Genomic DNA, 24,995 nt, shown 5'->3' with positions numbered 1-24,995 from the left:
AACCGTTTCGTCGTGACGGATGACGATGGAACGTAACCGTATCGTCGTAACGCGCCCGCCCGGCGACGCGCGTCGGGACGGGACCGTTTCGTCGCTACGCCCTATGCTGGTCCGTATGACGACCAACGCCGACGCGCCGCCGACCCGTCCGCGCCGCCGTGCCCCGGCAGGAGCCGCCGTACTTCGCGAGGATGTGACGGAAGCCATTCGGGCAGCTGTCTTCGAGGAGCTCGCGGCCGCCGGATACGCACGGATGTCGATCGAGGGCATCGCGCGCCGCGCGGGTGTCGGCAAGACCGCGGTCTACCGCCGCTGGCGCTCCAAGCTGCACCTGGTCCTCGACGTCGTCTCGGAGATCGCGGTGATGGGCCTGCCGGTGCCGGACACGGGCTCGCTCGAGGACGACCTGCGGATGCTGTACGAGGTGACGTCCCGGGCGCTGCGCCACCCCGTGGCCTCGCAGATCATCCCGGACCTGCAGGCCGAGGCGGCCCGCAACCCCGAGATCGCCGAGGCCCTGCAGAACGCGTTGCAGAAGGGCCAGGAGGGCGTCGCCAGCAAGATCGTCACGGCGGCGGAGCAGCGGGGGGAGCTCCGCACGGGCTTCAACGACGAGCTGGCCCTGGATCTGATCTCCGGCCCCCTGTACTGGCGCTCCGTGGTGATCCGCAGTCCGAAGCTGCCCAAGGGATATCTCGCGGCACTGGCGCGGGCGACGACGGAGGCGCTGAAGGCGCTCTGAGCCCGCCTCAGCGGCCGTGGCGGGTGTGCGGCGCCGCGCGCAGGGCGAGGAGTTCCGGGGCGAGCACCCGGATCCGGCCGCCGCTCTGCGTGGGACCGACGATTCCGTCCCGCCTGAGCCGGGACAGCGCACGGTTGACCGTGACGCGGGTGACTCCGAGCAGGTCGGCGAGTTCGCGCTGACCGCCGGGGAGGGGGACGTGGCCGTCGGTTCCGTCCCGGGCGAGGCCGTCCAGCAGCCAGGTTGCGAGGCGGGCCTCGCAGGGGAGGGTGGCCGTGTCGGTGAGCCGTTCCTGCTGGGCGCGGGCCTGGGTGGCGAGGAGCCGGAAGACGTGGGCGCGTACGGTCGCGGAGTCGTCGAGCAGGGTCGTGAACCGGCCGCGCGGGACGGCCCGTACGGCGCAGGGGGTGAGCGCGGTGAAGGTGGCCGTGTGGCCGGCTCCGTCGAGCAGCGCGACCTTGTCGAGGGCGCAGGGACCGGCCCACGTCCCGAACCGTATGACGCGTCCGGCGGTGGTCGTGGCGGACGCGGATGCGGTGCCGTCGAGCAGGACGAGCAGATGGTCGGCGGGGGTGCCTTGGCTGCGCAGGGTCTCGCCGGGGGCGTAGTGGCGGGGGACCGAGGTCTCCCACAGGCGGCGCAGGCCGGCTTCGGGGAGTGTGGCGAAGAGCGGGACGCCCTGCAGGCGCCGCCAGTCGGGTGCGGACATGACGGCTCCTCTCCTCGCTGTATCGGCTGATGCAGACCTGTACGGCGGGCCGAGCCTAACGTCGGTCGCGTCGGCCCGTTGCCCTGGAAAGGGGACCTTGTGCTCGTCGTGGAACTCGCCTTCACGCCCGCGCCCGAACGCCTTGCCGCCCGCCCCGCCCACCGTGAGACGCTCGGCCGCCTGCATGCCGAGGGGAGGCTGTTTGCCGCGGGGCCGTGGGAGGACGACCAGGGGGCGATGCTGCTGTTCGCCGTGGGGCGGGCGGAGCTGGAGGAGATTCTGGAGGCGGATCCGTACTACCGGCGCACACCGGGAGTCGAGGTGCGCGCGATTCGGGAGTGGGCGCCGATCGTGGGTGTCTGAGGGGGTCTCGGCGGAGTGTCGCCTGTCAGCCGGTGAGGCGATGGGTGAGGCTCGCCAAGTCGGACGCTGTCAGCACCCGGTCGGCGAAGCCCGGCAGTGGTACGTGCAGGGGTGCTGTCCAGCGCTCCGGGACGGCCGTGAGGCCGTACACCGCTCCGGCCAGGCCGCCCGTCACCGCTGCCACCGTGTCCGTGTCGCCGCCCAGGTCGATCGCGGCGCGTACGGCCGTCTCGTACGAGGTCGTCGTGCGCAGGGCCCAGACCGCGGAGCCCAGGCAGGGCCAGACGGCGCCGTTGAACTCCGTGGCCTGGTCGGGGTGCCAGTCGGTGGCCAGGACGGTGGCGTAGCGCGGGCGGTGCTCCGGGTGGACCGCGTCGAGGGTGGCCGCCACGGCGTCCAGCGGGTCGTCACCGGCGAGGGCCACCCGTATCAGCTCGTGGAAGACGGCCGTGCCCTCCCAGGCCGCCCGGTCGCCGTGGGTGAGGGCGGCGAGCCGGCGGGCGGCGTCCATGGTGGCCTCGCGGCCGTGAGGAGCAAAGTGCACGGCGGAGGGGGCCGCTCGCATCAGCGCGCCGTTCCCTGCGGCTCGCTGGCTCACCTGGAAGTGGAGTGCGGCGGCGGTGTCCCAAGGGTCGCCGCTGCTCAGCACGGCCTCGGTCTGGAGGCCGATGTCCTTCGGCTCCGCCGCCGCCCACCGCTGGAACCGCCGAAAGATGTCGGGGAGTTCGAGTCCGTCGCACTCCACCAGGGACTCGGCGACCAGGACCGCCATCTGCGTGTCGTCGGTCGCCTCGCCCGGGTCCCAGCCGCCGCCTCCGCACATCTCGCTGCCGTGCCCCGGCTCGGGAAAGCGGTCCGAGAAGGCACCCTCCGGCCCGAATTCGAAGGGGGCGCCCAGCGCGTCCCCCACGGCAGAACCGATGACGGCGCCCAGGGCGCGCTCTGCGCGAACGACCATCCGCGCAGGCTAGCCCCGGGCAGTTACGGCCATCCGCGCGGGTCGGCCCTGAGTGGTGGGCCGTCCGCGCGGGCAAGCCCTCGTGCGACCCCCGGTGCCGCGCCCGGCCGCTCCGGTCGTACCGCGGTTGCGGAGTCGGGTTCCTGGACCTACTCGATGACGAGCTCGACCTCGATGTTGCCGCGGGTGGCGTTGGAGTAGGGGCAGACCTGGTGGGCCTGCTCGACGAGCTTGCGGCCGGTCTCCGCGTCCACGGAGTCGGGCAGCTCGACACGGAGGGCGACCTTGAGGCCGAAGCCCTCGCCCTGCTTGCCTATGCCGACCTCGGCGGTGACGGCGGCGTCGCTGACGTCCACCTTGGCCTGGCGGCCGACGACGCCGAGGGCGCTGCCGAAACAGGCGGCGTAACCGGCGGCGAACAGCTGCTCCGGGTTGGTGCCCTGTCCGTTGCCGCCCAGCTCCACCGGCGGGGCCAGCGCGACGTCGATCTTGCCGTCGTTCGTGTAGGCCCGGCCGTCGCGGCCGTGGGTGGCGGTGGCGACAGCGGTGTAGAGCGCGTCCATGAAAGACCATCCCTCTCGAAGTTCTCGTCCGTGAGGCGGCTCTTCCGCGCCGCCTCACGGTTACGAGTAGAGCACACAATTCAGTTGTGTACAACTAAATGGCCCGCAAGAGCTATCCTGGAGACATGACCACGCCACCGACCGCCACCGACTGGCTCCGCCTCGACCAGCAGATCTGCTTCTCCCTGAACGCGGCCTCCCGCGCCTTCGGCAGCGTCTACCGAGTGATCCTCAAGGATCTGGGGATCACCTACCCGCAGTACCTGGTGCTGCTGGTGCTGTGGGAGCACGGCGACCTGCCCGTCAAGAAGCTCGGCGAGCACCTGCGGCTCGACTCGGGCACCCTGTCCCCGCTCCTCAAGCGACTCGAGACGGCCGGCCTGGTCCGGCGCGAGCGCAGTGCCCGCGACGAGCGCTCGGTGGAGGTGCGGCTCACCGAGCAGGGTGTCGCCCTGCGCGAGCGCGCGGTGCAGGTGCCGCGCCGGATCGTCTCGGCGACCAGCTTCGACGTGGACGAGATCCGCGACCTGCGGGCCCGCCTCGACCAGCTCACCTCGGCCCTGGACGCGGCGGTGCACGTCGAGCTGCCCGACGAGGACTGACACTTACTCGCGGTCACCGCAGTGACACCCGCCGGCCCCACCCGCCTGATTCACTGAGACGCGGACACGGGTCAACCGAAGAGGGGACGGCCGTACATGACCTGGCTGATCACCGGCGGCGCCGGCTACATCGGTGCGCACGTCGTGAGGGCGATGACCGAGGCGGGCGAGCAGGCGGTCGTGTACGACGATCTGTCCACCGGCGTCGCCGAGCGCGTGCCGGCCGACGTGCCGCTGGTGGTGGGCTCCACGCTGGACGCCGAGCGGATCGCGCACACCCTGGCGGACCACGAGGTCACCGGCGTGGTCCACCTCGCGGCGAAGAAGCAGGTCGGCGAGTCGGTGGATCTGCCGCTCCACTACTACCGGGAGAACGTCGAGGGCCTGCGCGTGCTCCTGGAGGCGGTGACGGCGGCCGGGGTGCCCTCCTTCGTCTTCTCGTCCTCCGCGGCGGTGTACGGCATGCCGGACGTCCCGCTGGTGACGGAGGAGACCCCGTGCGCGCCGATGTCCCCGTACGGCGAGACCAAGCTGGCCGGTGAGTGGCTGGTCCGCGCGACGGGCCGTGCGACAGGCCTCTCCACGGCCTGCCTCCGCTACTTCAACGTGGCGGGAGCGGCGAGCCCCGAACTGGCCGACACGGGCGTCTTCAACATCGTCCCGATGGTCTTCGAGAAGCTCACGGCCAACGCGGCCCCGCGCATCTTCGGGGACGACTACGACACCCCCGACGGCACCTGCGTCCGCGACTACATCCACGTCGCCGACCTGGCCGAGGCCCATGTGGCCGCGGCCCGCGCCCTGCAGTCATCCCCCGGCCGCGGCCTCACCGTCAACATCGGCCGCGGCGAGGGGGTCTCCGTCCGCGAGATGATCGACCACATCAACGCCCTCACCGGCTACGACCGCCCCCCGACGGTCACTCCCCGCCGCCCCGGAGACCCGGCCCGAGTCGTCGCCTCGGCCGACCTGGCGGCCACAGAACTCGGCTGGAAGGCCAAACACGACGTCCAGGACATGATCGCGTCGGCCTGGGAGGGCTGGGTACGGCTGCATCCGGAGGCGGCCCGGGGGTAGGGCGGGCGCCCCGGTCGTCCCACCGGGCGCCAGGTGGACGGACGGGTCGGTGTGGGATGGGACGGGCTGGACGGCACGGGGGCCCCTTCTAGTGGGGCTCGGTGACGGGCGTGGCCGTCGCGGGAAGGGGCACGGTGGCCAGCGGGAAGCGGTCGAGCGCCGCCGCCGCCGACGGCACCGGGTGACGCTCGGCGAGCGGGATCACCGGGGGCAACTCGGTCTCGCCCAGGACGACATGGCGTACGACCCGCTCGGAGGCGCGGCCGTCGTCGTACGGGCAGAAGCGCTCCCGGAACGCCGAGCGCAGCTGGGTGGAGCGGGAGCCGTGCCAGTGGCCGGTGGCGAAGATGTCGGTCAGTTCGTCCTCGCTGCGCGCGACCGCGCCCGGCGGGAAGGACCGCAGGTCGAAGTAGGTGCCGCGGGCCGCCTCGTACGCCTCCTGGTCCTCGGCGTGGATCACGATCGGGCGGTCCAGGTTGGCGTAGTCGAACATCAGGGACGAGTAGTCGGTGACCAGGGCGTCCGAGGCCAGACACAGGGACTCGACGCTCGGGTGGTCGCTGACCTCGATGACCCGGCCGGTCGCGGGGGAGGCGAGCGGGCCGCCGTGGCGGTGGTGGGCGCGGGCCAGCACGACGAAGCGGGGGCCCAGCCGGCGCAGGAGGCGGTCGAGGTCGAGGGTGGCGCGCTGGGTGCGGCGGTAGTCGCGGTGGGTCGGCGCGTACAGGATCGCGACCGACCTCTCGGGAATGCCGAGGGACTCGCGCAGCCGCCGTACGTCCTGCGAAGTCGCCCGCTGGAACACGTCGTTGCGGGGACAGCCGTAGGGGAGCACGGTGTAGCCGCCGGGGAAGACGCGTTCCCAGGTCAGGGTGGTGTGGCGGTTGGGGGACAGCAGGTAGTCCCACTGGTCGACGCCGCTCAGCATCTCGTCGAAGTCCAAGTCCCCTGCCGCTGCCGGGCGTTCCTGGAGGTCCAGGCCCATGTGCTTGAGCGGCGTGCCGTGTTGGGTCTGGACGAGGACCTGGCCGGGGCGCTTGACCAGGCGGCTGTCGAAGTCGGTGTTGTTCACGAGGTACTTGGAGCGGGCGAGCGCCGTCCAGTAGGCGGCCGTGCCGGGGCGCAGCCGGAGAGTCGCGGTCGGGATCGTGTGGTGGTGCTCGGGACGGGCGATCCACGCGGTGCGGAGGTGCGGGGCGAAGGTGCGGAACGCCTCCTCCAGCGCGCCCGGGTTGCAGCCGTGGCCGCGACCTCCGTACGCGGCGAAGACGGCCCGGTCCTCGCGCAGGGGGAGGCACAGCTGGACGCGGTAGTGGAGCCGGAGGGCCGCCGCGCGCAGGGCCCCGGCGAGGCGGACGACCGGCCCGGTGGCACGCTGCCCGAGCCGCCGCGCCAGTTCGACGACCCGGTAGGTGCGGTACAGGCCCAGGCGGAGCACCTGGTGGCGCAGCCAGGAGCGCGCCGGCACCGGGTGGCCCGGGGTGCGGTGGGCGCGGTAGTGGTCGCGGGCCCGCCGCAGGAACTCGGCACGGCTGCCGCGCGGGAGACGGTCCCGCCCGGCGAACACCGCCCATAGGTCGTCCACCATGCGGTGGAACAACACCGGCCGCCACCGCGCGAGTTCGGGGCGCGAGTCGACGTGGGCGAAGACCCTGTCGTACTGGTCGAAGATGTCGAAGTGGTAGGCCGTGCCGAGGGCCCGGCTCAGTCGGCGCTGCCGGTGGTGGACGCAGACCCGGTCCAGGGTGGCGATCGACTCGGCGCTCATCAGGACCTGGTACGTCCAGGGCGTGTCCGCGTGGTGGCCGGGCGGGAAGGCGAGGCCCCCCGCCTTCGACGAACTCCCCGCGGTACGCCATGTTCCAGGCCGTCGTCGGTGCCCGCAGCAGCCCCGGGCGGTCCTCCAGGAGGAAGGGGGCCGGGCCCTGCTCGGTGAGCTGCCCTGTGAAGGCGGTGCGGACGGTCTCGCCCGACCAGGGGACGAGCGCGTGGTCGTAGAGCAGGACGTCCGGTTCGCCCGTCTCCTTCAGCCGGTCGGCGATCGCCCGCAGCGCGTGCGGGGTGAGGGTGTCGTCGCCGTCCAGGAAGACCAGGTAGTCGCCCGTCGCCTCCGAGATCCCCGCGTTGCGGGCGAGGCCGAGCCCCTTGTTCCGCGCCAGGTGAACCGCCCGGACACGCGGATCGCGGGCCATGAACTCGTCGGCGATCTCGCCGCACGCGTCCGGCGAGCGGTCGTCGACCACGATCAGTTCCAGATCCTCGTACGACTGTGACAGCACCGATTCCAGGCATGCGGGCAGATACGCCTGAACCTTGTACGCGGGGACGATGACACTGAACCTGGGCACGGCACATCCATGGGTCGGCGCGGCAGTTCTGCCCGGGAACGCCCCATGGAGGAGCTTGGTTACGGTCCGTACGGCATTCGGGCGAACGCGAAGGGGCGGACCGGTACCGGCCCGCCCCTTCAAGTCGGCTTTCGCACGGGCTACTTGACCGCGCCCGCCATCACGCCGGACACGAACTGCCGCTGGAACGCGAAGAACACGAGCAGCGGGATCACCATGGAGATGAACGCGCCCGGTGCCAGGACGTCGACGTTGTCGGCGAAGGCGCGCATCTGGGTCTGCAGGGCGACCGTGATCGGCTGGCTGTCCGCGTCCGTGAACACCAGGGCGATCAGCATGTCGTTCCACACCCACAGGAATTGGAAGATGCCCAGGCTCGCGATCGCGGGCGCGCCGAGCGGCATCACCACCCGCGCGAACAGGCGCAGTTCACCCGCACCGTCGAGCCTTGCCGCCTCCAGGAGTTCGCGGGGGATCTCCGCGAAGAAGTTCCGCAGCAGGAACACCGCGAAGGGCAGACCGAAGCCCGTGTGGAAGAGGATCACCCCGAAGATGTTGCCGAACAGGCCCAGCTTGCCGAAGAGTTCGGCGATCGGGATCAGCGCCACCTGGACCGGCACCACCAGCAGACCGACCACGCCCATGAACCACCAGTCGCGGCCCGGGAACTCCATCCACGCGAACGCATAGCCCGCGAGCGCGCCGATGACGATCACCAGGACCGTCGCCGGGACCGTGATCAGCACGGTGTTGACGATGGAGCCGGTGATGTCGCTGTTGTGGAGCAGCTTGTCGTAGCTGTCGAGGGTCATCTGGGACGGCTCGGTGAAGACCTTCCACCAGCCGGTCGCGGCGAGGTCCTGCGGGCTGCGCAGCGAGGAGATCAGCAGCCCGATCGTCGGCACCAGCCAGAACAGGCCGACGAGGACGAGGACGACGCTGATCAGCCCGCCGCTGACCCGCTCGACGAGCCGTGAGCCGAGCGACTGCTTCGCCTTCACCCCGTCGGCCGGTGCCGTCTCGGGAAGCCTTTCGGCCTGAGTGGTCATCGCCGTACCTCCCGCCTGAGCCGACGAATGTTGAACCACATCACCGGGATCACCAGCAGCAGCAGGAACACCGAGATGGCGCTCGCGATGCCCGGCTGGTCCTCGGCGAAGCCCTTGCGGTAGAGCTCCAGGGCGAGGACGTTCGCGTCGTCCTGCGAGGAGCCAGGGGCGATGATGAAGACCAGGTCGAAGACCTTCAGGACGTTGATCATCAGGGTCACGGTGACGACCGCGAGAACGGGCGCGAGGAGCGGGACCGTGACCCTGCGGAAGACCTGCCACTCGCTCGCGCCGTCGACCCGGGCCGCCTCCAGGAGTTCGCGGGGAATGCCCGCGAGCCCGGCCGCGATCAGCACCATCGCGAAACCGGCCCACATCCAGATGTACGACCCGATGATCGCCGGTGTCACCAGCGACGGGCCGAGCCAGTCCAGCCCGTTGTAGGCCTCCTTGAAGTTGCTCGCCGGAAGCCGCAGTTGGGCCCCGTCGGCCTTCTCCGAGAAGGAGAACGTGCCGTCGTCCCCGGCCTTCGCCGTCTCGACGACCTTGCCGTCCTTGACCGCCTCGATCTTCATGCCGGGGTAACCGAGTTCGCTCGGGTCGACCCCGCCCAGCGTGCCGACACCCTTGCCGCGGGTGAAGTCCTGCCAGGTCGTGCCGGTGATCCTGCCCGGGTCGGCCTGGGGTGCCACGGCCTTCTTCGCGTCGCCGGGCATCTGGTCCGGGGCGACGCCCACCAGGGGCAGGGTGACCGTGCCGCCGGTGCGGACGGTCGTCTTGGTGATGAACCCGCCCCCCTGAGCCACCAGCGGCGACTCACGGCCGGGGTGCGCCTTCGGGAACGCCGAGGCCTGACTGAACGTGTCGTGCACGCCCACCCACACCGCGTTCGCGAATCCCTTGTCCGGGTCCTGGTCGTAGACGAGCCGGAAGATGATGCCCGCCGCCAGCATCGAGATCGCCATCGGCATGAAGACGACCAGCTTGAACGCCGTTCCCCAGCGCACCCGTTCGGTCAGCACCGCGAAGACCAGCCCGAGCGCGGTGGCGATCGTCGGCGCGAACACCACCCAGATGATGTTGTTCTTCAGGGCCGTGCGGATGCCGTCGTCGGTGAACAGGGCCTTGTAGTTGTCGATTCCGGCGAATCCGTCGCCGGACTGGTTGTAGAAGCTGCGGACGATCGAGTACCCGATGGGGTAGACCACGAGCGCGCCCAGCAGCACGAGGGCGGGCAGCAGGAACATCGCTGCCACGATCCTGCGTGTGCCGGTCACGCTCTTGCGCGACTTGGGGGAGGCAGGGGCCGGAGGGACCCCTGCCTCGGTGGCCGCTGTCATCGCGTCAGTTCCCGTAGGCGGCCGCCGCGTCGGCCTCCAGCTTGGCCTGCGTGCCCGCGATGTCCTTCGGGTTCGTCAGGAAGTCCTGGAGCGCCTTCCACTCGCCCTTGCCGGGGGTGCCGCCGAAGGCCTGCGGGGCCTGGTCGGACATGTCGAAGCGGAAGTCGTCACCGGAGTCGATCAGCGCCTTGGCGATCTTCTGCTGCACCGGGTTCGGATACACCGAGATGTCCACGCTCTTGTTCGGCGAGAGATAGCCGCCCAGTTTGGCCTGGATGGTCGCCGCGTCGGGCGAGGCCAGGAAGGTCGCCAGCGCCTGCGACGCCTTGGAGTCCTTCAGGATCACGGCCGCGTCGCCGCCGGAGACCACGGGGGCGGTGTCACCGACCTTCGGGAACGGGAACACCTTCGCGTCCGTGCCGACCTTCGCCTTGGCCGTCTGGATGTTGACCTGCGCGAAGTCGCCCTCGTAGACCATCGCCGCCTTGGGCTGGTCGCCGCCGGTGAAGGTCTGCGTCACCGAGGCCGGGAAGTCCGTCTGCAGCGCGCCCTTCGCGCCGCCCGCGACATAGTCCTTCTTGCCCCACACCTGGGCCAGCGTGGTCAGCGCGTCCTTCACGGACGGGTCCGTCCACTTGATCTCGTGCTTGGCCAGCTGGTCGTACTTCTCCGGGCCCGCCTGGGAGAGATAGATGTTCTCGAACCAGTCCGTCAGGGTCCAGCCCTCGGCGCCGCCGACGGAGAACGGGGTCACACCCGAGTCGTAGACCGTCTGGGCGGTGGTGAGCAGTTCGTCCCAGGTCTTCGGCTCGGTGGCGCCCGCGTTCTCGAAGACCTGGGCGTTGTACCAGATCAGGGACTTGTTGGCGGCCTTGTAGTAGACGCCGTACTGGGTGCCGCCGATCTTGCCGATGTCCTGCCAGCCCTGCGAGTAGTTCTTGGCGAGCTCGGCCTTGGCCTCGGCGCCGAGGGGCTTGGCCCACTTCTTGTCCACGGCCTGCTTGATGGCACCCGGCTGCGGAAGCATCGCGATGTCCGGCGGCTGGCCGCCCGCGACCTTCGAACCCAGGAAGTTCACGATCGGGTCCTGGGCGGGCACGAAGGTCACCTTGGCGCCGGTGCGCTTCTCGAACTCCGCCAGGACCTTCTTGAAGTTGGCCTGCTCCTCGCCGCTCCAGACGGCGGCGACCTGGAGGCTCTGGCCGTTCAGCTTGGGCAGGGTGACGCTGGTACCCGTCTCCTTGCCGCCTGTCGCGCCCGTGTCACTGCTCTTGTCGTCGTCTCCGCCGCATGCGGTGAGCGAGAGGGCGAGGGCTGCCGCGAGGGCGGCGGCCGCCGTTTTCGCGGCAGCCCTGTTCGCTGACCTGGGCTGCCAGTTGGTGCTGCTCGTGCTGCGCATCACGACCCCGTTCTTCGTTCCTCGTCGAACGTTCGAGGGCTGTCCCGTGCGAACTGGTCTACGCCGGGGGAACGAGGTCGGCAAGTGGGCGTCCGCTGTCAACTGGAAGATCGTGATGCCGTCGTGACCAGTGCCGGTGCGTCGGGGCACGCGTCGTTCGGGGGCGCTGCCCCCGGATCCCTTCACGTCTAGAGCAGCGACGGAACCTCTGCCGCTGCGACTTCCCTCGCTGCCCGTTCCAATGCACTCGCCAACAGGGCCAGATCCGTCGGGCCGTTGCCCAGTTCCCGAACCGGGCGGCGCGCCGGGGGGTCGCCCATGCGTTCCCATTCCAGGGGGACGACCGTGGGGCGGAGGGTGGCCGTACGGGGTATGCGGCCGGTGACCCGGCCGGCCTGGAAGGCCGTGACCCGGCCGTCGGACCAAGTGAGTTGGCCGCGGCCGGGAGCCGGTTCGTCCGGCCCGGTGGCCGGGGTGTCCAGGGTGACGCGGAGGGTGGCCCGGCGGGCCGCTTCCGACTCGGCCGTACGGCCGCCCGGGCCGGTCGCGGCCACCAGGTGGACGCCCAGGCGCTCGCCCTCGCGGGACACCGCCTCCAGCGCGCGTATGACGGAGCCGGCGGCCGGCCTGCCGGGGGAGCCCAGGGGCGGGGAGACCAAGGCGTCCAGGTCGTCCACGATCACGACCAGGCGGGGGAGCGGGGGCGCCGTCTCCGTGCGACGGCGGGCCGCCGCCGGGCGCAGCCGGATCGTGGAGCTGGGCGGGGAGTCCAGGTCACCGGCGGCCGGGTCGCCCGCCGTGCCCCGTGAGGGCGCCGTGCGCTGGGCGACCATGCGGCCCGACAACTCCCGGCCGGTGTGCCACTCCGCGAAGTCGGAGCGGCCGAGCAGCTCCGCGCGCCGCTTCAGCTCGGCGCTCAGGGACTGGGCGAACTCCCGCATGCGGACCGGGTCGTTGGCGGTGAGATGGGTGGTCACATGCGGCACGTCGGTGCACACCCGCAGGCCCTCGCCGTGACCGCCGCCCCCGGCGCTCACGCTGTCCCGGCCGTCCATCAGGACGATGCTCAGGCGGTCGGGGCGCTCGGCCGCGGCCAGGGAGGCGACGACCGCCCGCAGCAGTTCCGTACGGCCGCTGCCCGCGGCGCCCTCGATCAGCAGGTGCGGGCCCTCGGCCACGAGGTCGGCGCAGACCGGGCCGCGCGGTCCGGCCCCCAGCACCGCCCACGCCCGGCCGCCGAGCGACTCCGGGTCGTCGGCCGCGTCCGCCCAGCGCGTCATCAGCGACGGCGGGGTGGCCCGGGCCAGCCCCAACTCGTCCAGCAGCCGCGCCGCCTGGGGCAACGGCGAGGACACGCGCGCGTGCCCCCCACCGGCGGTGCCGTCCGTACGCAACGGCGCCAGCGCGCGGGCGAACCGCTCGGCCCAGGCCGCGGAGACGGCGTCCACGGCGGCGACGGTGCCGTGGCCGACGGGGGTCGGGGTGGAGTCGGCGGTGAGGTGGAGGGTGTCGGCGTCGGCGCCGATGCGCGTGCGAGCGTCGGCGCGCGTGCCGGTGCCCGACGCGTCCGCCTGGCGCGCGTCGGCCGGGGACGCGGTGGTTCCGGGGTGGGACGTGCCGGTGGCCGGACGCCCGGGCTCGGGGCGGTTGCCGGAAAGGGCCGCACCGGTGCCGTCGGCCTCGGTGCCCGCCTGCGCGGGAACCCCCGCCCGCGCCACCCGCATGAGCCGCAGCGCCGTCGCCACGTCACCGCTGAGCAGGCCGACCGCACCGCACTCGCGGAACGTCGGGGCCACCGCGCACGCCGCCTCGTACGTGTCCGTGACCGGGGACGCCGGGGAGGCCGGCGCCGTCTCGGCCAGGCACACGACGTGGATGCCGGCCCGGGGGCCCTCCGCCGCCAGCCGCGCCACCGCCTTGCGCAGATCCGCGCCGCCGGGGTCGCCGTCCACCACGACCACGGTGTACGGCCCCGGGAAACCGCCGCTCGTCTCCTCCTCCGCGTCGTCCCGGGCCCAGGAGGGCCGGCGGGCGGTGTTGCGGAGGCGGTCCTGCGGGGCGGCGGAGCGGGCGGCCGGGATCGTGCTGCGGGCCGGTGCGGCCTCCGCGTCGGACAGGTGGTCGTCCAGGCGCCGCAGAAGTTCGTCGGTGCGGGCCGCGGCCTGCTCGCGGTCATGGGCGAGCAGGAGGCGGCAGTCCTGGCCGTGCCCCGGGCGGACATGGGGGAGCCAGCCGAGCCAGGACCACTCGGCGATGCGCTCCCGCGCGGGCCGCGAGCGGTCCGCGCTGATCAGGACGATCTCCAGGGTCTCGGGCGCGTGCAGGGCGGCGAGCTGGGCCACCACCGCGCGGGCCAGCCCGGCGAGCCGCGCACGCGGACCGGCGAGGCCCAGCGCACCGGCCTCGCGCAGATCCGCGGTGACCGGAACGGCCGGCAGCAGCCCCGATCCGTCGGGCGCCGCACGGTCGGCGGTGCCGAGCCGCACGGTGAGGGCCTCCGGATGCCCGGGCCCGCGCTCCCACAGACGCGCGCCGGGCCCCAGCACCGTCAGCAGCAGGGCCGCCGGGTCGGGCCAGGCCTCGGGCGCCTGGGGCGCGGCGGGCGACGGAACCGCGGTGACGGGCGCGGTCTCCTCGTCGTACGCCTCGTCCCGCCCGGGCGTCTCCTGCTCGCTCCGCCCCCCGGCCAGCCGCCGGGCCCAGGCGGACAGCCCGCCACGGCGCCGCACGCCTTGCGGTACGTCGGTTCCGCGCAGGGGGGTGCCCTTGCGGCGGCCGGTCGCGGGAGCGTCAGGTGCGGCGGCAGCCGAGGGCAGGTCCTGGTCGGTCGCGGGAGGCGGGGGGACGGCGGTGGTGCGCGTCACCTCGAAGGAACCGATCCCGGACCGGCCGCCGTGGGTGTCTCCGCCGGGGCTCCTGCCCCGGACGCCGTCGTCGGTGTCCGGACGCCCGCCGCCGGTTCCGTCCCGGCGCTCGATCCGGGGCGCACCGCCCTGCTCCGGCACGACGACCGGCGGCTCCGCGGGGCCGTGGCCCTGTGCTCCCGTGCCCTCGGGGCCTCCGCCCGAGGCGCCCCAGCCCGCGGAGCCGTAGGTGTGGTGGGTCCGGTCGGTGAGCGACCGGGGTGAGGCGTCGCTACTGCCACGGCCTTCCCGCGTGCGTGCCGAGCCCTCGGCCGCGTCCGGGGACGGCGCGGACCCGCCCGATCCGGCCCCTGCGGCGCCTGCCGACACCCGGCCACGCGCGCGTGGCGAGCGCTCGGCCTGACCGGGGGCCGAGCCCGAGGCATCTCTGCGGTCCTCGCCGGTTGCTGCCGCTGCGCGCCCCTGGACCGCATCCGACGGGTACGGGGTGGTCTCCGAGCCCCGGCCCGCGCCCGCCACGAGCCCGGCGTCGACGGAGGTCACTCGCACGTGGCCCTCGCCGTCAGGTTCCGTCCCGAGCCGTCGCCCCCCGCTCGGTGACAGCCGGAGCACCGACTCGCCGATCCTCAGCAGTGCCCCGGGAGGGAATCGGACCGGGCGGGTGCCCACGCGGGTGCCGTCCAGGGTCGTGCCGTTCGTGGAGTCGAGGTCGGACACCGACACGCGGCCGTCGGCGGCGACCGTGACCGCGCAGTGCAGGCGGGAGACGTCGGGGTCGTCCAAGGGGACGTCGGCGTCGGCGGAGCGGCCGATGTGGATCTGGCCGCCGTGCAGCAGATGGACGCCGCCGGCGTCGGGGCCGGCGACCACGTGGAGCTGGGTGGGGGCGTCGTCGAGCTCGGGGTGGGGCTCTGGGGCCGCCGGGGCGCCCAGGGACAGCACGGCGCCGTCGATCAGCGGTGGCTCACCCAGGGTGGCACGCTGGGTGTCGAGCCGCTCCCCGTCCGCGTACAGCACGACCGGGCCGCCCCCGCGCTCGGCTTCGCCCGCGCGGGAGGTGCCCCCGTCCGCCGGGACCGCCGAGGCGAGTGCCGTCGCCACCGCGGCCAGCGCTGTGCCGACGGGAGCCGTGACCAGCACGTCGCAGCTCGCGGCGCGGCCCCGGGCGCGGTCGGGCGGGCCCAGCGGGTCTACGACGGTCAGCCGGATCTGCATCGCCGTCAGCGGTCCCTTCTGCGCGGACGAGTTCGCGGACAAGCACGCGCCCAAGTTCGTCGGCCTTGACGGTAGGCATCCTCGCACCTGCCACTGACAACACGCCCGCCGCCCGAGGGCAAGTGATCTTGATTGGTCAGCTCTGCCCCCAAAAGTGCCTGACCAGTGCAGCGCCGACGATCACTTGAGATCGGTCACGTCCACGTCCCGCAACCAGCGGACCCGGCCGGAGCGTCTTTCCTTCGAACGCGCTCGGGAACGCTTACGTAGTGCCTTGGGGAGCGGCACTACAGTGGGTCGGAACGACAGCAAGCAGCAGGGAGTGCATGACGTGCGGCCGGTAGGCAGCAAGTACTTCCTCGAGGAGCCGCTCGGACGCGGTGCCACGGGGACCGTGTGGCGAGCCCGCCAGCGGGAGACCGCGGGCGCCGAGGCCGCCGTACCGGGACAGCCCGGCGAGACCGTCGCGATCAAGGTCCTCAAGGAGGAGCTCGCGAGCGATCCGGACATCGTGATGCGGTTTCTGCGCGAGCGCTCCGTCCTGCTGCGGCTGACCCACCCGAACATCGTGCGGGTGCGCGACCTGGTCGTCGAAGGCGATCTGCTCGCCCTGGTCATGGACCTCGTCGAGGGCCCCGACCTGCACCGCTATCTGCGCGAGAACGGCCCGTTCAGTCCCGTCGGCGCCGCCCTGATCACCGCCCAGATCGCCGACGCCCTCGCCGCCAGCCACGCCGACGGGGTGGTCCACCGCGACCTCAAGCCCGCCAACGTGCTGCTGCGGCAGTACGGCGGCCAGATGCACCCCCTCCTGACCGACTTCGGCATCGCGCGTCTCGCGGACTCCCCGGGCCTGACCCGGACGCAGGAATTCGTCGGCACGCCCGCGTACGTCGCTCCCGAGTCCGCCGAGGGCCGCCCGCAGACCTCCGCGGTCGACATCTACGGCGCCGGCATCCTGCTGTACGAGCTGGTCACGGGCCATCCGCCGTTTTCCGGCGGCTCCGCCCTGGAAGTCCTGCACCAGCACCTGAGCGCCGAACCGCGCCGCCCCTCCACGGTCCCCGACCCGTTGTGGACGGTCATAGAGCGCTGCCTGAGCAAGAACCCGGACCGGCGTCCCAGCGCCGAGAACCTCGCGCACGGCCTGCGGGTCGTCGCCGAGGGCATCGGCGTGCACGCGAACTCCGCGCAGATCGCCGCCGCGGACAACGTCGGCGCGCTGCTGCTGCCCGACCCGGCCCCGGCGGCCGTCCCGGACGCGCCCGGCGCCGCCGACCCGACGCAGGTGCTGCCGCGCGGCGCGGGCACCCAGGGCGCCTATGACCCCAATGCAGCGACCAGCTTCCTGCCGCACACCGGCCCCGGGAACCCCGTCGGCGCCGCCGACCCCACCGCCGTACTCCCCAGCCGTGGCGCGGCCGATCCGACCGCCGTCATGCCGCCGGTACCGCCCGGCCGGCCGGGACAGGGGCAGTACGGGCAGCAAGGACCGCAGGGGCAGCAGCCCGGCGGACCCGAGGAGCCGCACCCCTGGCAGAACCAGCTGCGCGCGGCCCGGGACCGCAACGAACAGACGCAGGTCCAGTACCTCGACCCCAGCGAGGACCCGCTGCGCCGCCGTCCGCAGCGGCAGGTCGCCAGGCCGGAGCAACAGCAGCCGCAGCGACAGCAGCGGCCCCCGCAGCGGCCCCCGCAGCGGCCGCCGCAGGACGGCGGTCACGGCCGCCGGCAGCAGCCCCAGCCCCAGCAGTACGCCCCGCAGCAGCAGCCGCAGCGGTACGCGCCCCCGCCGCAGCCCGAGCGCCCCGCGCGCGAACCCCGGCAGCCGCGGCAGCGCAGCGCCAACCCGATGAAGATCCCGGGTCTGGGCTGCCTCAAGGGCTGTCTGTTCACGATCGTCATCCTGTTCGTCGCGAGCTGGCTGATCTGGGAGCTGAGCCCGCTCCAGGACTGGATCGGCACCGGCAAGAGCTACTGGCAGCAGCTCGGCGACATGATCGACACGGTGAGCGGGTGGATCAGCGATCTGGGCGGTAAGTCCTCAGGTCAGTAGCGACTCAGGGGATTTGTCGACACCCAGCGGGTGATTTCCGTCTCCGCGGTGAAGGTTGGCTCTTCCGGCGCGTAGTTTTGGCGACAACACGCGTCTGTAGGAGCAGCCTTGGCACGGAAGATCGGCAGCCGGTACACCGCCAACCAGATCCTGGGGCGGGGCAGCGCCGGCACGGTGTGGCTGGGCGAGGGACCCGAGGGGCCCGTCGCCGTCAAGCTGCTGCGCGAGGATCTCGCCTCCGACCAGGAGCTCGTGGGCCGCTTCGTCCAGGAGCGCACGGCCCTGCTCGGCCTGGAGCACCCTCACGTGGTCTCCGTACGCGACCTCGTGGTCGACGGCAACGACCTCGCGCTCGTCATGGACCTGGTCCGGGGCACGGATCTGCGCACCCGGCTCGACCGGGAGAAGCGGCTCGCGCCCGAGGCGGCGGTGGCGATCGTGGCGGACGTCGCCGACGGGCTGGCCGCGGCGCACGCCAAGGGGGTCGTGCACCGGGACGTGAAGCCGGAGAACATCCTGCTGGACATGCAGGGGCCGCTCGGCCCCGGGGGCTCGCATCCCGCTCTGCTGACCGATTTCGGTGTGGCGAAGCTGATCGACTCGCCGCGGCGGACCCGGGCCACGAAGATCATCGGGACGCCCGACTATCTGGCGCCGGAGATCGTCGAGGGGCTGCCGCCGCGGGCGTCCGTGGACATCTATGCGCTCGCGACCGTCCTGTACGAGCTGCTGGCCGGGTTCACGCCGTTCGGCGGCGGCCATCCCGGGGCGGTGCTGCGGCGGCATGTCACGGAGACGGTGGTTCCGCTTCCGGGTATCCCCGACGAGCTGTGGCAGCTGATCGTGCAGTGCCTGGCCAAGGCGCCGGCCTCTCGGCTGCGGGCGTCCGAACTGGGGGTGCGGCTGCGGGAGCTGTTGCCGTTGCTGGCCGGGATGCCCCCGCTGGACGTGGACGAGCCGGACGCGGAGGAAGAGGCGGAGCCGGACGGGGAGGCCCCGACGGCGCCTTCCGAGGGGGACGCGACGTCCTCCGGGCGGCCGGTGCGGCGGGGAGCCGTGCCCTTGGTCCCGGGCGCGAAGCCCGCCGACTCCAACCGGGACACGCACACGTCGATGAGGGTGCCGGCACCCGACGAGCTGGCCGGGGGCGCGCGGGGGACCGCCCGGGTGCCTCGGGCCGCGGGTGCGCCCCGTCCGGGTTCGGCCCGGCATCGGGCGACCACGCGGCGGCGTCGGCTGGCCGTGGGGGCCGCGGCGATAGTGCTCGTGGCCGCGGCGGGCGTCGGGGTGTGGGCGGCCACGTCGGGCGACGACGCGGGGGCGTCACCGCAGGACACGAAGAACTCGGCGCCCGCCTCCCCGTGAGGGAGCGGGGGCGGCGGCCCCAGCAGCACGGTGGTGCCCTGGGCGACGACCGCGCGCACGATGTCCCGGACCTGGTTGCGGCGGCGCGGATCGAGGCCGGTGGTCGGCTCGTCGAGGAAGGGCAGTTCGGGTGTGCTGAGGATGGACGCGGCGAGGTCGGTTGCCACAGCCGTTAGGCTGGAGGGCGTGGCAGTCGTCGATGTATCCGAAGAGCTCAAGTCCCTCTCCTCGACCATGGAGTCGATCGAGGCCGTTCTGGACCTCGACAAGCTGAGGGCAGACATCGCCGTGCTCGAGGAGCAGGCGGCCGCGCCGTCCCTGTGGGACAACCCGGACGAGGCGCAGAAGATCACCAGCAAGTTGTCCCACCTCCAGGCCGAGGTCAGGAAGGCCGACGCGCTGCGCAGCCGGATCGACGATCTCTCCGTGCTGTTCGAGATGGCCGAGGAGGAAGACGACCCGGACACCCTCGCCGAGGCCGAGGCGGAGCTCACCTCCGTCAAGAAGGCACTCGACGAGATGGAGGTCCGTACGCTGCTCAGCGGTGAGTACGACTCCCGCGAGGCGCTCGTCAACATCCGCGCCGAGGCCGGTGGCGTCGACGCCGCCGACTTCGCCGAGAAGCTCCAGCGGATGTACCTGCGGTGGGCGGAGCAGCACGGCTACAAGACCGAGATCTACGAGACGTCGTACGCGGAAGAGGCCGGCATCAAGTCGACCACCTTCGCCGTGCAGATCCCGTACGCCTACGGCACCCTCTCCGTCGAGCAGGGCACCCACCGCCTCGTGCGCATCTCGCCCTTCGACAACCAGGGGCGCCGCCAGACCTCCTTCGCGGGCGTCGAGATCCTCCCCGTGGTCGAGCAGACCGACCACATCGAGATCGACGAGTCCGAGCTGCGGGTGGACGTCTACCGCTCCTCCGGGCCCGGCGGCCAGGGCGTGAACACCACCGACTCCGCGGTACGCCTCACCCACCTGCCCACCGGCATCGTCGTCTCCTGCCAGAACGAACGCTCGCAGATCCAGAACAAGGCGAGCGCGATGAACGTCCTCCAGGCCAAGCTGCTCGAGCGGCGCCGGCAGGAGGAGCAGGCCGCGATGGACGCCCTCAAGGGCGACGGTGGCAACTCCTGGGGCAACCAGATGCGTTCGTACGTCCTGCACCCGTACCAGATGGTCAAGGACCTGCGCACCGACTTCGAGGTCGGCAACCCCGAGGCGGTGTTCAACGGCGAGATCGACGGCTTCCTGGAGGCCGGGATTCGCTGGCGCAAGCAGCAGGAGAAGTAACTTTGTCGACTTGGTAATCCTTCCGCAACTGCCGCCCACTGGGCGGCAGTTTGCTTTATGTCTGGGTTTTACATCACACTCACAGACCGCTTTCCCCGGCATAGCGCGCTTACCAGGACATCGCGCACTCAACGGCCTTGACGTTGCTTTGAAAAATGGGAAGGGTAAAGCGTGGCATGCGTATCTCTGGGGCGCATGTGAACCGGGGGATTCAAGTACAGCTACCTTCTCCCGTCGATCACGGCCCCGAGCGCCGCCTCATTGACGATGAGCTACTGGGGGTAGCAACCACATGACGAAGAAGACGCGCATCCGGATCGCGCGCATAGCCGCTGGTGCCGTGATCGCGGCCGGCGCCTCGCTGACCGCCGCAGGCGCCGCTTCCGCGCTGGAGATCGGTGTGAGCGTGGACGAGAGCGGAGTCGGCGTGAACGTCGACACCGGCCTCGGCGACGGCGAGCCGGGCGACCCGACCGACCCGGGCATCCCGACCGAGCCCAACGACCCGACCGACCCGGGTACTCCGACCGACCCCGGCATCCCGACCGACCCGGAGACTCCGCCGGTCACCCAGGAGCCGACGGACCCGGAGGAGCCCACTCAGGAGCCGACCGAGCCCACCGAGGACCCGACCGACCCGGGCAACGGGAACGGCAACGGGAACGGGAATGGCAACGGCAACGGCAACGGCAACGGGAATGCCGGGGGTGGCAACAGCAACACCAACCCCGACGGCGGCTCCAACACCTCCGTCCAGGAAGAGGGCTCCTCGGCCCTCACCGACACCGGCGCGGACACCACGTCCAACACGTCGGCCCAGGGCAACGGGCAGGAACTCGCCGAGACCGGTGCCGGGCAGACCGCCTTCCTGCTGATCGGTGCCGCCACGATGATCGCCGGTGGCATCGGCTTCCGCATCCTGCCGCGCCTCGCGAGCGGCCGCGGTGGCGCTGTCGCCTGAAGGTGACTTCCGGTAGTCGCGCATCTGCTTAACGTGCGCATGCCGTACGGCGAAGGGCCCGGAGCGTATTCGCTCCGGGCCCTTCCTGTGTCCTCGGGGTGCCCGCCTACGCGGTCTGGTGTGCCAGCAGAGCCACCGCTGCGATCAGCACCGCGAGCAGGGCGATCAGGGCCATCGGGTTCAGGCCCGCGAAGAGGTTCTCCTGCTGCAGCCGCTCGCGGTTGGCGCGGCACACGGGGCACCGGCCCTCGCTCACGGGCGCCGCGCAGTTTGCGCACACCAGGCGGTCGTACGTCATGCGCGTCACCCTTCTTGCTGTCGGTTCCATACAGGACAACGCCCGCGGGTAGCAGAACGTTCCCTTCCCTACTGTGCCAGGTTCCACCGAGGGTCGCCTGGGCGCTGCCGAAGCGAGGGTTTCCAGGTCGGCACAAAACCGCCCATCCCGTACGCGACCCGAACCGGCGCCTGCGCTCCCGCACCCGGTTCGCGTATGGTCACGCTCATCTACCCCCGGCCTACCGTGGTGCATCCGTGATCCGATTCGACAACGTATCCAAGGTCTACCCCAAGCAGACCCGCCCCGCACTCAGGGATGTCTCCCTGGAAGTGGAGAAGGGCGAGTTCGTGTTCCTCGTCGGGTCCTCCGGCTCCGGAAAGTCCACCTTCCTGCGGCTGGTGCTCCGCGAGGAGCGGACCAGCCAGGGCCAGGTGCACGTCCTGGGCAAGGACCTCGCGCGCCTCTCCAACTGGAAGGTGCCGCAGATGCGCCGCCAGCTGGGGACGGTCTTCCAGGACTTCCGGCTGCTGCCCAACAAGACGGTGGCGGAGAACGTCGCCTTCGCGCAGGAGGTCATCGGCAAGTCGAAGGGCGAGATCCGCAAGTCCGTGCCCCAGGTGCTCGACCTCGTCGGTCTGGGCGGCAAGGAGGACCGGATGCCCGGCGAGCTCTCCGGTGGTGAGCAGCAGCGCGTGGCCATCGCGCGGGCCTTCGTCAACCGGCCCAAGCTGCTGATCGCCGACGAGCCCACCGGCAACCTCGACCCGCAGACCTCCGTCGGCATCATGAAGCTGCTCGACCGGATCAACCGGACGGGCACGACGGTGCTGATGGCGACCCACGACCAGAACATCGTGGACCAGATGCGCAAGCGCGTCATCGAGCTGGAGAAGGGCCGTCTCGTCCGCGACCAGGCACGCGGCGTCTACGGCTACCAGCACTGACCGCCGTTCGAAGAGTCCCCGGAAAGGCCTGAAGAAGACGCCATGCGCGCCCAGTTCGTACTCTCCGAGATCGGTGTCGGTCTCCGTCGCAACCTGACGATGACGTTCGCCGTCATCGTCTCCGTCGCCCTGTCACTCGCCCTGTTCGGCGGTTCGCTCCTGATGAGCGATCAGGTCGGCGCCATGAAGGGCTACTGGTACGACAAGGTCAACGTCTCGATCTTCCTCTGCAACAAGAGCGACGCCGAGTCGGACCCCAACTGCGCCAAGGGCGCGGTGACCGACGACCAGAAGAAGGACATCCTCTCCGACCTGAAGAAGATGTCGGTCGTCGAGACGGTCGCCCACGAGTCCCAGGACGAGGCGTACAAGCACTACAAGGAGCAGTTCGGCGACTCCCCGCTGGCCGCCTCCCTCACGCCGGACCAGATGCAGGAGTCGTACCGGATCAAGCTGAAGGATCCGGAGAAGTACCAGGTCATCGCGACCGCGTTCAACGGGCGCGACGGCGTGCAGTCCGTGCAGGACCAGAAGGGCATCCTGGACAACCTCTTCACGATGCTCAACCTGATGAACCGGGCCGCGCTGGGCGTCATGGCGCTCATGCTGATCGTCGCCCTGCTGCTGATCGTCAACACGGTGCGCGTCTCGGCGTTCAGCCGTCGGCGGGAGACCGGGATCATGCGGCTCGTGGGCGCCTCTGGCTTCTACATCCAGGCGCCGTTCATCATGGAGGCCGCCGTCGCCGGCGCGATCGGCGGTGGGCTCGCCTGTGTCTTCCTGGTCGTCGGCCGGTACTTCACCATCGATCACGGCATGGCGCTGTCCTCGAAGCTCAACCTGATCAACTTCGTGGGCTGGGACGCCGTACTGACGAAGCTGCCGCTGATCCTCGCGGCGAGCGTGCTGATGCCCGCGTTGGCCGCGTTCTTCGCGCTGCGCAAGTACCTGAAGGTGTGACGCATGCCAATCGGGCCGTACGGTCAACCGGCCGTGCGGCCCTCTTGCGTTGTCCTAGACTCACCGGCATGTCAGGCCGAGACCTGTTCTGTCAGCCCCGCCGCATCCGCCGCGGGGCGGCCCTGACATTGGTGTTCGCGAGCGTGCTGGTGGCCGGCGCGGCGACCGGTTCCTTTCCCGAGGCCGACCGCGGCGACGGGAAGTCCTCGTCGGACGCGGCCCGTTCGGCCGCTCCCGCGGGGCATCACCAGGACGTGGCGGAGGCGGCCGAGGAGGCCAAGGCCGACGGCGCGTCCCCCATGGAGGCCGCCGAGCGTGCCGTCAGCCGCAGCGGGGACCGCTGGGGTGCCGTCTACTCCCGGGGTGAGTACGAGGAGTTCGAGGAAGCCCTCGACGGCCAGTACACCGGCGTCGGGCTGTGGGCGCGGCGCGAGCGGGACGGCCGTATCGAAGTGACCAGGGTGAGCTCGGACTCGCCCGCGGCGTTCGCCGGGATCCGCAAGGGCGACCAGCTGCGCAGCGTCGACGGGGAGAAGGTCGACGGGCATCCGGTCACCGAGGTGGTCTCGCTGCTGCGCGGCGACGCCACGGACGCGGCCGCCGGTACGACGGTCCGGCTGGGCCTCGAGCGCGGCACGCGCGCGTGGACGATGACCGTACGGCGTGCCCTTCTGTCCACGGACTCGGTCACCGTTCGAGAGCTCGCCGGCGGGATCACCGTCATCAAGATCGACTCGTTCACGAAGGGCGTCGGGGGCCAGGTCCGGGACGCCGTGCGGGAGGCCCCGGCCGACGGGGGGATCGTTCTCGACCTGCGCGGGAACTCCGGTGGGCTGGTCACCGAGGCCGTGACCACGGCGTCCGTCTTTCTCGACGGGGGGCTGGTCGCGACGTACGACGTCGACGGGTCGCAGCAGGCGCTGCACGCGGAGCCCGGAGGGGATACGACCCGGGCGCTCGTCGCTCTCGTCGACGGCGGGACGATGAGTGCGGCGGAGCTTCTCACCGGGGCGCTGCAGGACCGGGGGCGGGCGGTGGTCGTGGGGTCCCGTACCTTCGGCAAGGGGTCGGTGCAGATGCCCAGCCGGCTGCCGGACGGGGCGGTGGCCGAGCTGACCGTCGGGCACTACCGGACTCCGTCGGGGCGGGGAGTCGACGGGCGGGGGATCACGCCTGACCTCGAGGCCGACGAAGGGGCTCTTCGGCAGGCGGAGACGGTGCTGGGAGGGCTGGGCGACTAGAGATTGCCCACCCGCCGATAAGCACTGGTCTCCATGCCCCCTAGTAGTGCGAAAATGGGCAGCACTATGAGCAAGGGAATGTACGTACCGAAGGAGTCCCAGCCGAAGCAGGGTGGCGGGGGCGGCAAGGCCCAGGACGGGGAGAAGGGCGGCAAGCGCAAGATCGTCGCCCAGAACAAGAAGGCCCGGCACGACTACGCGATCATCGACACGTTCGAGGCCGGGCTGGTCCTCATGGGCACCGAGGTCAAGTCGTTGCGCGAGGGCCGCACCTCGCTGACCGACGGCTTCGTCCAGATCGACGGGGGCGAGGCGTGGCTGCATAACGCCCACATCCCGGAGTATCACCAGGGCAGCTGGACCAACCACTCCGCGCGCCGCAAGCGCAAACTGCTGCTGCACCGCGAGGAGATCGACAAGCTGGAGTCGAAGGCCCAGGAGACGGGTCACACGATCGTGCCCCTCGCCCTGTACTTCAGGGACGGCCGGGCCAAGGCCGAGATCGCGCTCGCGCGAGGCAAGAAGGAGTACGACAAGCGGCAGACCCTGCGCGAGAAGCAGGACCGGCGGGAGTCGGACCGGGCGATCGCGGCGGCGAAGCGGAAGCAGCGGGCCCAGGCCCAGTAGGAATAGGCTGGCACCGTCGTGCGTTGGTCACGTACGATG

20 protein-coding genes and 2 pseudogenes are annotated in these 24,995 nt (G+C 71.6%); 12 read left to right on the top strand and 10 right to left on the bottom strand.

Translation table 11 applies throughout. From position 1 onward, the window contains the following. Positions 1-103 precede the first annotated feature (103 nt). A complete protein-coding gene (locus AQJ46_RS39405; RefSeq protein ID WP_199873722.1) occupies positions 104-742 on the top strand; it encodes a TetR/AcrR family transcriptional regulator in 639 nt (212 codons plus the stop codon). Between the two features lie 7 nt (positions 743-749). On the opposite strand, the gene AQJ46_RS39400 is transcribed toward AQJ46_RS39405, so the two are convergent. Next, on the bottom strand, positions 750-1,451 hold the full coding sequence (locus AQJ46_RS39400) for a Crp/Fnr family transcriptional regulator (protein ID WP_059210130.1): 702 nt from the start codon (positions 1,449-1,451) through the stop codon (positions 750-752). A gap of 99 nt (positions 1,452-1,550) precedes the next feature. On the opposite strand from AQJ46_RS39400, the gene AQJ46_RS39395 reads away from it, so the two are divergent. After that, positions 1,551-1,814 carry a YciI family protein gene (locus AQJ46_RS39395; protein WP_059210129.1) on the top strand — a complete coding sequence of 88 codons (264 nt, stop codon included), beginning with the start codon at positions 1,551-1,553 and terminating at the stop codon, positions 1,812-1,814. 25 nt (positions 1,815-1,839) lie between these two features. On the opposite strand, the gene AQJ46_RS39390 is transcribed toward AQJ46_RS39395, so the two are convergent. Then, on the bottom strand, positions 1,840-2,772 hold the full coding sequence (locus tag AQJ46_RS39390; protein WP_059210128.1) for an ADP-ribosylglycohydrolase family protein: 933 nt from the start codon (positions 2,770-2,772) through the stop codon (positions 1,840-1,842). A 149-nt stretch (positions 2,773-2,921) separates the two neighbouring features. Beyond that, positions 2,922-3,335, bottom strand: coding sequence for an organic hydroperoxide resistance protein (locus tag AQJ46_RS39385; protein WP_057610787.1), 414 nt, complete (start codon positions 3,333-3,335; stop codon positions 2,922-2,924). Positions 3,336-3,460: 125 nt separating this feature from the next. Between AQJ46_RS39385 and AQJ46_RS39380 the strand changes: the two genes are divergently transcribed. Together AQJ46_RS39380 and galE are read left to right on the top strand one after the other, a co-directional pair. Then, positions 3,461-3,937 (top strand): MarR family winged helix-turn-helix transcriptional regulator, encoded by a 477-nt coding sequence (locus AQJ46_RS39380; RefSeq protein WP_059210127.1) that lies wholly within the window; start codon positions 3,461-3,463, stop codon positions 3,935-3,937. 96 nt (positions 3,938-4,033) lie between these two features. Further along, positions 4,034-5,014, top strand: a complete 981-nt coding sequence (gene galE, locus AQJ46_RS39375; RefSeq protein ID WP_059210126.1) for a UDP-glucose 4-epimerase GalE — start codon at positions 4,034-4,036, stop codon at positions 5,012-5,014. Between the two features lie 88 nt (positions 5,015-5,102). On the opposite strand, the pseudogene AQJ46_RS39370 reads toward galE, so the two are convergent. The 5 genes and pseudogenes from AQJ46_RS39370 to AQJ46_RS39350 form a co-directional block, all read right to left on the bottom strand. Next, positions 5,103-7,362: pseudogene (locus tag AQJ46_RS39370) on the bottom strand (bifunctional glycosyltransferase/CDP-glycerol:glycerophosphate glycerophosphotransferase). A gap of 140 nt (positions 7,363-7,502) precedes the next feature. After that, positions 7,503-8,411 carry a carbohydrate ABC transporter permease gene (locus tag AQJ46_RS39365; protein ID WP_059210125.1) on the bottom strand — a complete coding sequence of 303 codons (909 nt, stop codon included), beginning with the start codon at positions 8,409-8,411 and terminating at the stop codon, positions 7,503-7,505. After that, on the bottom strand, positions 8,408-9,751 hold the full coding sequence (locus AQJ46_RS39360; protein ID WP_059210124.1) for a carbohydrate ABC transporter permease: 1,344 nt from the start codon (positions 9,749-9,751) through the stop codon (positions 8,408-8,410). The genes AQJ46_RS39365 and AQJ46_RS39360 overlap by 4 nt, the downstream gene beginning before the upstream one ends. 4 nt (positions 9,752-9,755) lie before the next feature. Further along, on the bottom strand, positions 9,756-11,150 hold the full coding sequence (locus AQJ46_RS39355; RefSeq protein ID WP_059210123.1) for an ABC transporter substrate-binding protein: 1,395 nt from the start codon (positions 11,148-11,150) through the stop codon (positions 9,756-9,758). Positions 11,151-11,338: 188 nt separating this feature from the next. Continuing rightward, positions 11,339-15,229 (bottom strand): FHA domain-containing protein, encoded by a 3,891-nt coding sequence (locus AQJ46_RS39350; protein WP_059210160.1) that lies wholly within the window; start codon positions 15,227-15,229, stop codon positions 11,339-11,341. A 331-nt stretch (positions 15,230-15,560) separates the two neighbouring features. Between AQJ46_RS39350 and AQJ46_RS39345 the strand changes: the two genes are divergently transcribed. Together AQJ46_RS39345 and AQJ46_RS39340 are read left to right on the top strand one after the other, a co-directional pair. After that, entirely contained in the window at positions 15,561-17,285 is a 1,725-nt protein-coding gene (locus AQJ46_RS39345; protein ID WP_059210159.1) for a serine/threonine-protein kinase, read from the top strand. Positions 17,286-17,393: 108 nt separating this feature from the next. Beyond that, on the top strand, positions 17,394-18,650 hold the full coding sequence (locus AQJ46_RS39340) for a serine/threonine-protein kinase (RefSeq protein WP_059210122.1): 1,257 nt from the start codon (positions 17,394-17,396) through the stop codon (positions 18,648-18,650). A gap of 20 nt (positions 18,651-18,670) precedes the next feature. Here the strand turns inward: AQJ46_RS39340 and AQJ46_RS54645 are convergent. Next, a pseudogene (locus AQJ46_RS54645) lies at positions 18,671-18,808 on the bottom strand (daunorubicin/doxorubicin resistance ABC transporter ATP-binding protein DrrA); the annotation flags it as partial. Between the two features lie 28 nt (positions 18,809-18,836). Between AQJ46_RS54645 and prfB the strand changes: the two are divergent. Next, complete coding sequence (gene prfB / locus AQJ46_RS39335) at positions 18,837-19,943, top strand: peptide chain release factor 2 (RefSeq protein WP_057610795.1); 1,107 nt, start codon at positions 18,837-18,839, stop codon at positions 19,941-19,943. A gap of 292 nt (positions 19,944-20,235) precedes the next feature. Next, on the top strand, positions 20,236-20,904 hold the full coding sequence (locus AQJ46_RS54640; RefSeq protein ID WP_059210121.1) for a hypothetical protein: 669 nt from the start codon (positions 20,236-20,238) through the stop codon (positions 20,902-20,904). Between the two features lie 106 nt (positions 20,905-21,010). On the opposite strand, the gene AQJ46_RS39325 is transcribed toward AQJ46_RS54640, so the two are convergent. Next, a complete protein-coding gene (locus tag AQJ46_RS39325) occupies positions 21,011-21,202 on the bottom strand; it encodes a hypothetical protein (protein WP_053851796.1) in 192 nt (63 codons plus the stop codon). A 236-nt stretch (positions 21,203-21,438) separates the two neighbouring features. Between AQJ46_RS39325 and ftsE the strand changes: the two genes are divergently transcribed. The 4 genes from ftsE (at position 21,439) to smpB (ending at position 24,956) form a co-directional block, all read left to right on the top strand. Beyond that, complete coding sequence (ftsE, locus tag AQJ46_RS39320; protein WP_057610798.1) at positions 21,439-22,128, top strand: cell division ATP-binding protein FtsE; 690 nt, start codon at positions 21,439-21,441, stop codon at positions 22,126-22,128. A 42-nt stretch (positions 22,129-22,170) separates the two neighbouring features. After that, positions 22,171-23,088 (top strand): permease-like cell division protein FtsX, encoded by a 918-nt coding sequence (gene ftsX, locus AQJ46_RS39315; protein ID WP_057610799.1) that lies wholly within the window; start codon positions 22,171-22,173, stop codon positions 23,086-23,088. Positions 23,089-23,156: 68 nt separating this feature from the next. Continuing rightward, a complete protein-coding gene (locus tag AQJ46_RS39310) occupies positions 23,157-24,329 on the top strand; it encodes a S41 family peptidase (RefSeq protein WP_208617055.1) in 1,173 nt (390 codons plus the stop codon). A gap of 78 nt (positions 24,330-24,407) precedes the next feature. Beyond that, the gene (gene smpB, locus AQJ46_RS39305; RefSeq protein ID WP_057610801.1) at positions 24,408-24,956 is read left to right on the top strand and encodes an SsrA-binding protein SmpB; all 549 of its coding nucleotides are present in this window, start codon (positions 24,408-24,410) and stop codon (positions 24,954-24,956) included. Positions 24,957-24,995: the final 39 nt, after the last annotated feature.

Source organism: Streptomyces canus (genome assembly GCF_001514145.1).
Lineage (GTDB): Bacteria > Actinomycetota > Actinomycetes > Streptomycetales > Streptomycetaceae > Streptomyces > Streptomyces canus.
The sequence above is the reverse complement of the archived record's forward strand: the minus strand, read 5'-3'. Positions and strand labels throughout refer to the sequence as shown.

Excerpts from the sequence above, each read along its gene's own strand:
- AQJ46_RS39365 (WP_059210125.1), bottom strand. The coding sequence starts at position 8,411 with ATGACCACTCAGGCCGAAAGGCTTCCCGAGACGGCACCGGCCGACGGG.
- AQJ46_RS39385 (WP_057610787.1), bottom strand. The coding sequence starts at position 3,335 with ATGGACGCGCTCTACACCGCTGTCGCCACCGCCACCCACGGCCGCGAC.
- AQJ46_RS39310 (WP_208617055.1), top strand. The coding sequence starts at position 23,157 with ATGTCAGGCCGAGACCTGTTCTGTCAGCCCCGCCGCATCCGCCGCGGG.
- AQJ46_RS39400 (WP_059210130.1), bottom strand. The coding sequence starts at position 1,451 with ATGTCCGCACCCGACTGGCGGCGCCTGCAGGGCGTCCCGCTCTTCGCC.
- AQJ46_RS54640 (WP_059210121.1), top strand. The coding sequence starts at position 20,236 with ATGACGAAGAAGACGCGCATCCGGATCGCGCGCATAGCCGCTGGTGCC.
- ftsX (WP_057610799.1), top strand. The coding sequence starts at position 22,171 with ATGCGCGCCCAGTTCGTACTCTCCGAGATCGGTGTCGGTCTCCGTCGC.
- AQJ46_RS39325 (WP_053851796.1), bottom strand. The coding sequence starts at position 21,202 with ATGACGTACGACCGCCTGGTGTGCGCAAACTGCGCGGCGCCCGTGAGC.
- AQJ46_RS39355 (WP_059210123.1), bottom strand. The coding sequence starts at position 11,150 with ATGCGCAGCACGAGCAGCACCAACTGGCAGCCCAGGTCAGCGAACAGG.
- AQJ46_RS39360 (WP_059210124.1), bottom strand. The coding sequence starts at position 9,751 with ATGACAGCGGCCACCGAGGCAGGGGTCCCTCCGGCCCCTGCCTCCCCC.
- AQJ46_RS39350 (WP_059210160.1), bottom strand. The coding sequence starts at position 15,229 with ATGCAGATCCGGCTGACCGTCGTAGACCCGCTGGGCCCGCCCGACCGC.
- AQJ46_RS39390 (WP_059210128.1), bottom strand. The coding sequence starts at position 2,772 with ATGGTCGTTCGCGCAGAGCGCGCCCTGGGCGCCGTCATCGGTTCTGCC.
- AQJ46_RS39380 (WP_059210127.1), top strand. The coding sequence starts at position 3,461 with ATGACCACGCCACCGACCGCCACCGACTGGCTCCGCCTCGACCAGCAG.
- smpB (WP_057610801.1), top strand. The coding sequence starts at position 24,408 with ATGTACGTACCGAAGGAGTCCCAGCCGAAGCAGGGTGGCGGGGGCGGC.
- galE (WP_059210126.1), top strand. The coding sequence starts at position 4,034 with ATGACCTGGCTGATCACCGGCGGCGCCGGCTACATCGGTGCGCACGTC.
- AQJ46_RS39405 (WP_199873722.1), top strand. The coding sequence starts at position 104 with ATGCTGGTCCGTATGACGACCAACGCCGACGCGCCGCCGACCCGTCCG.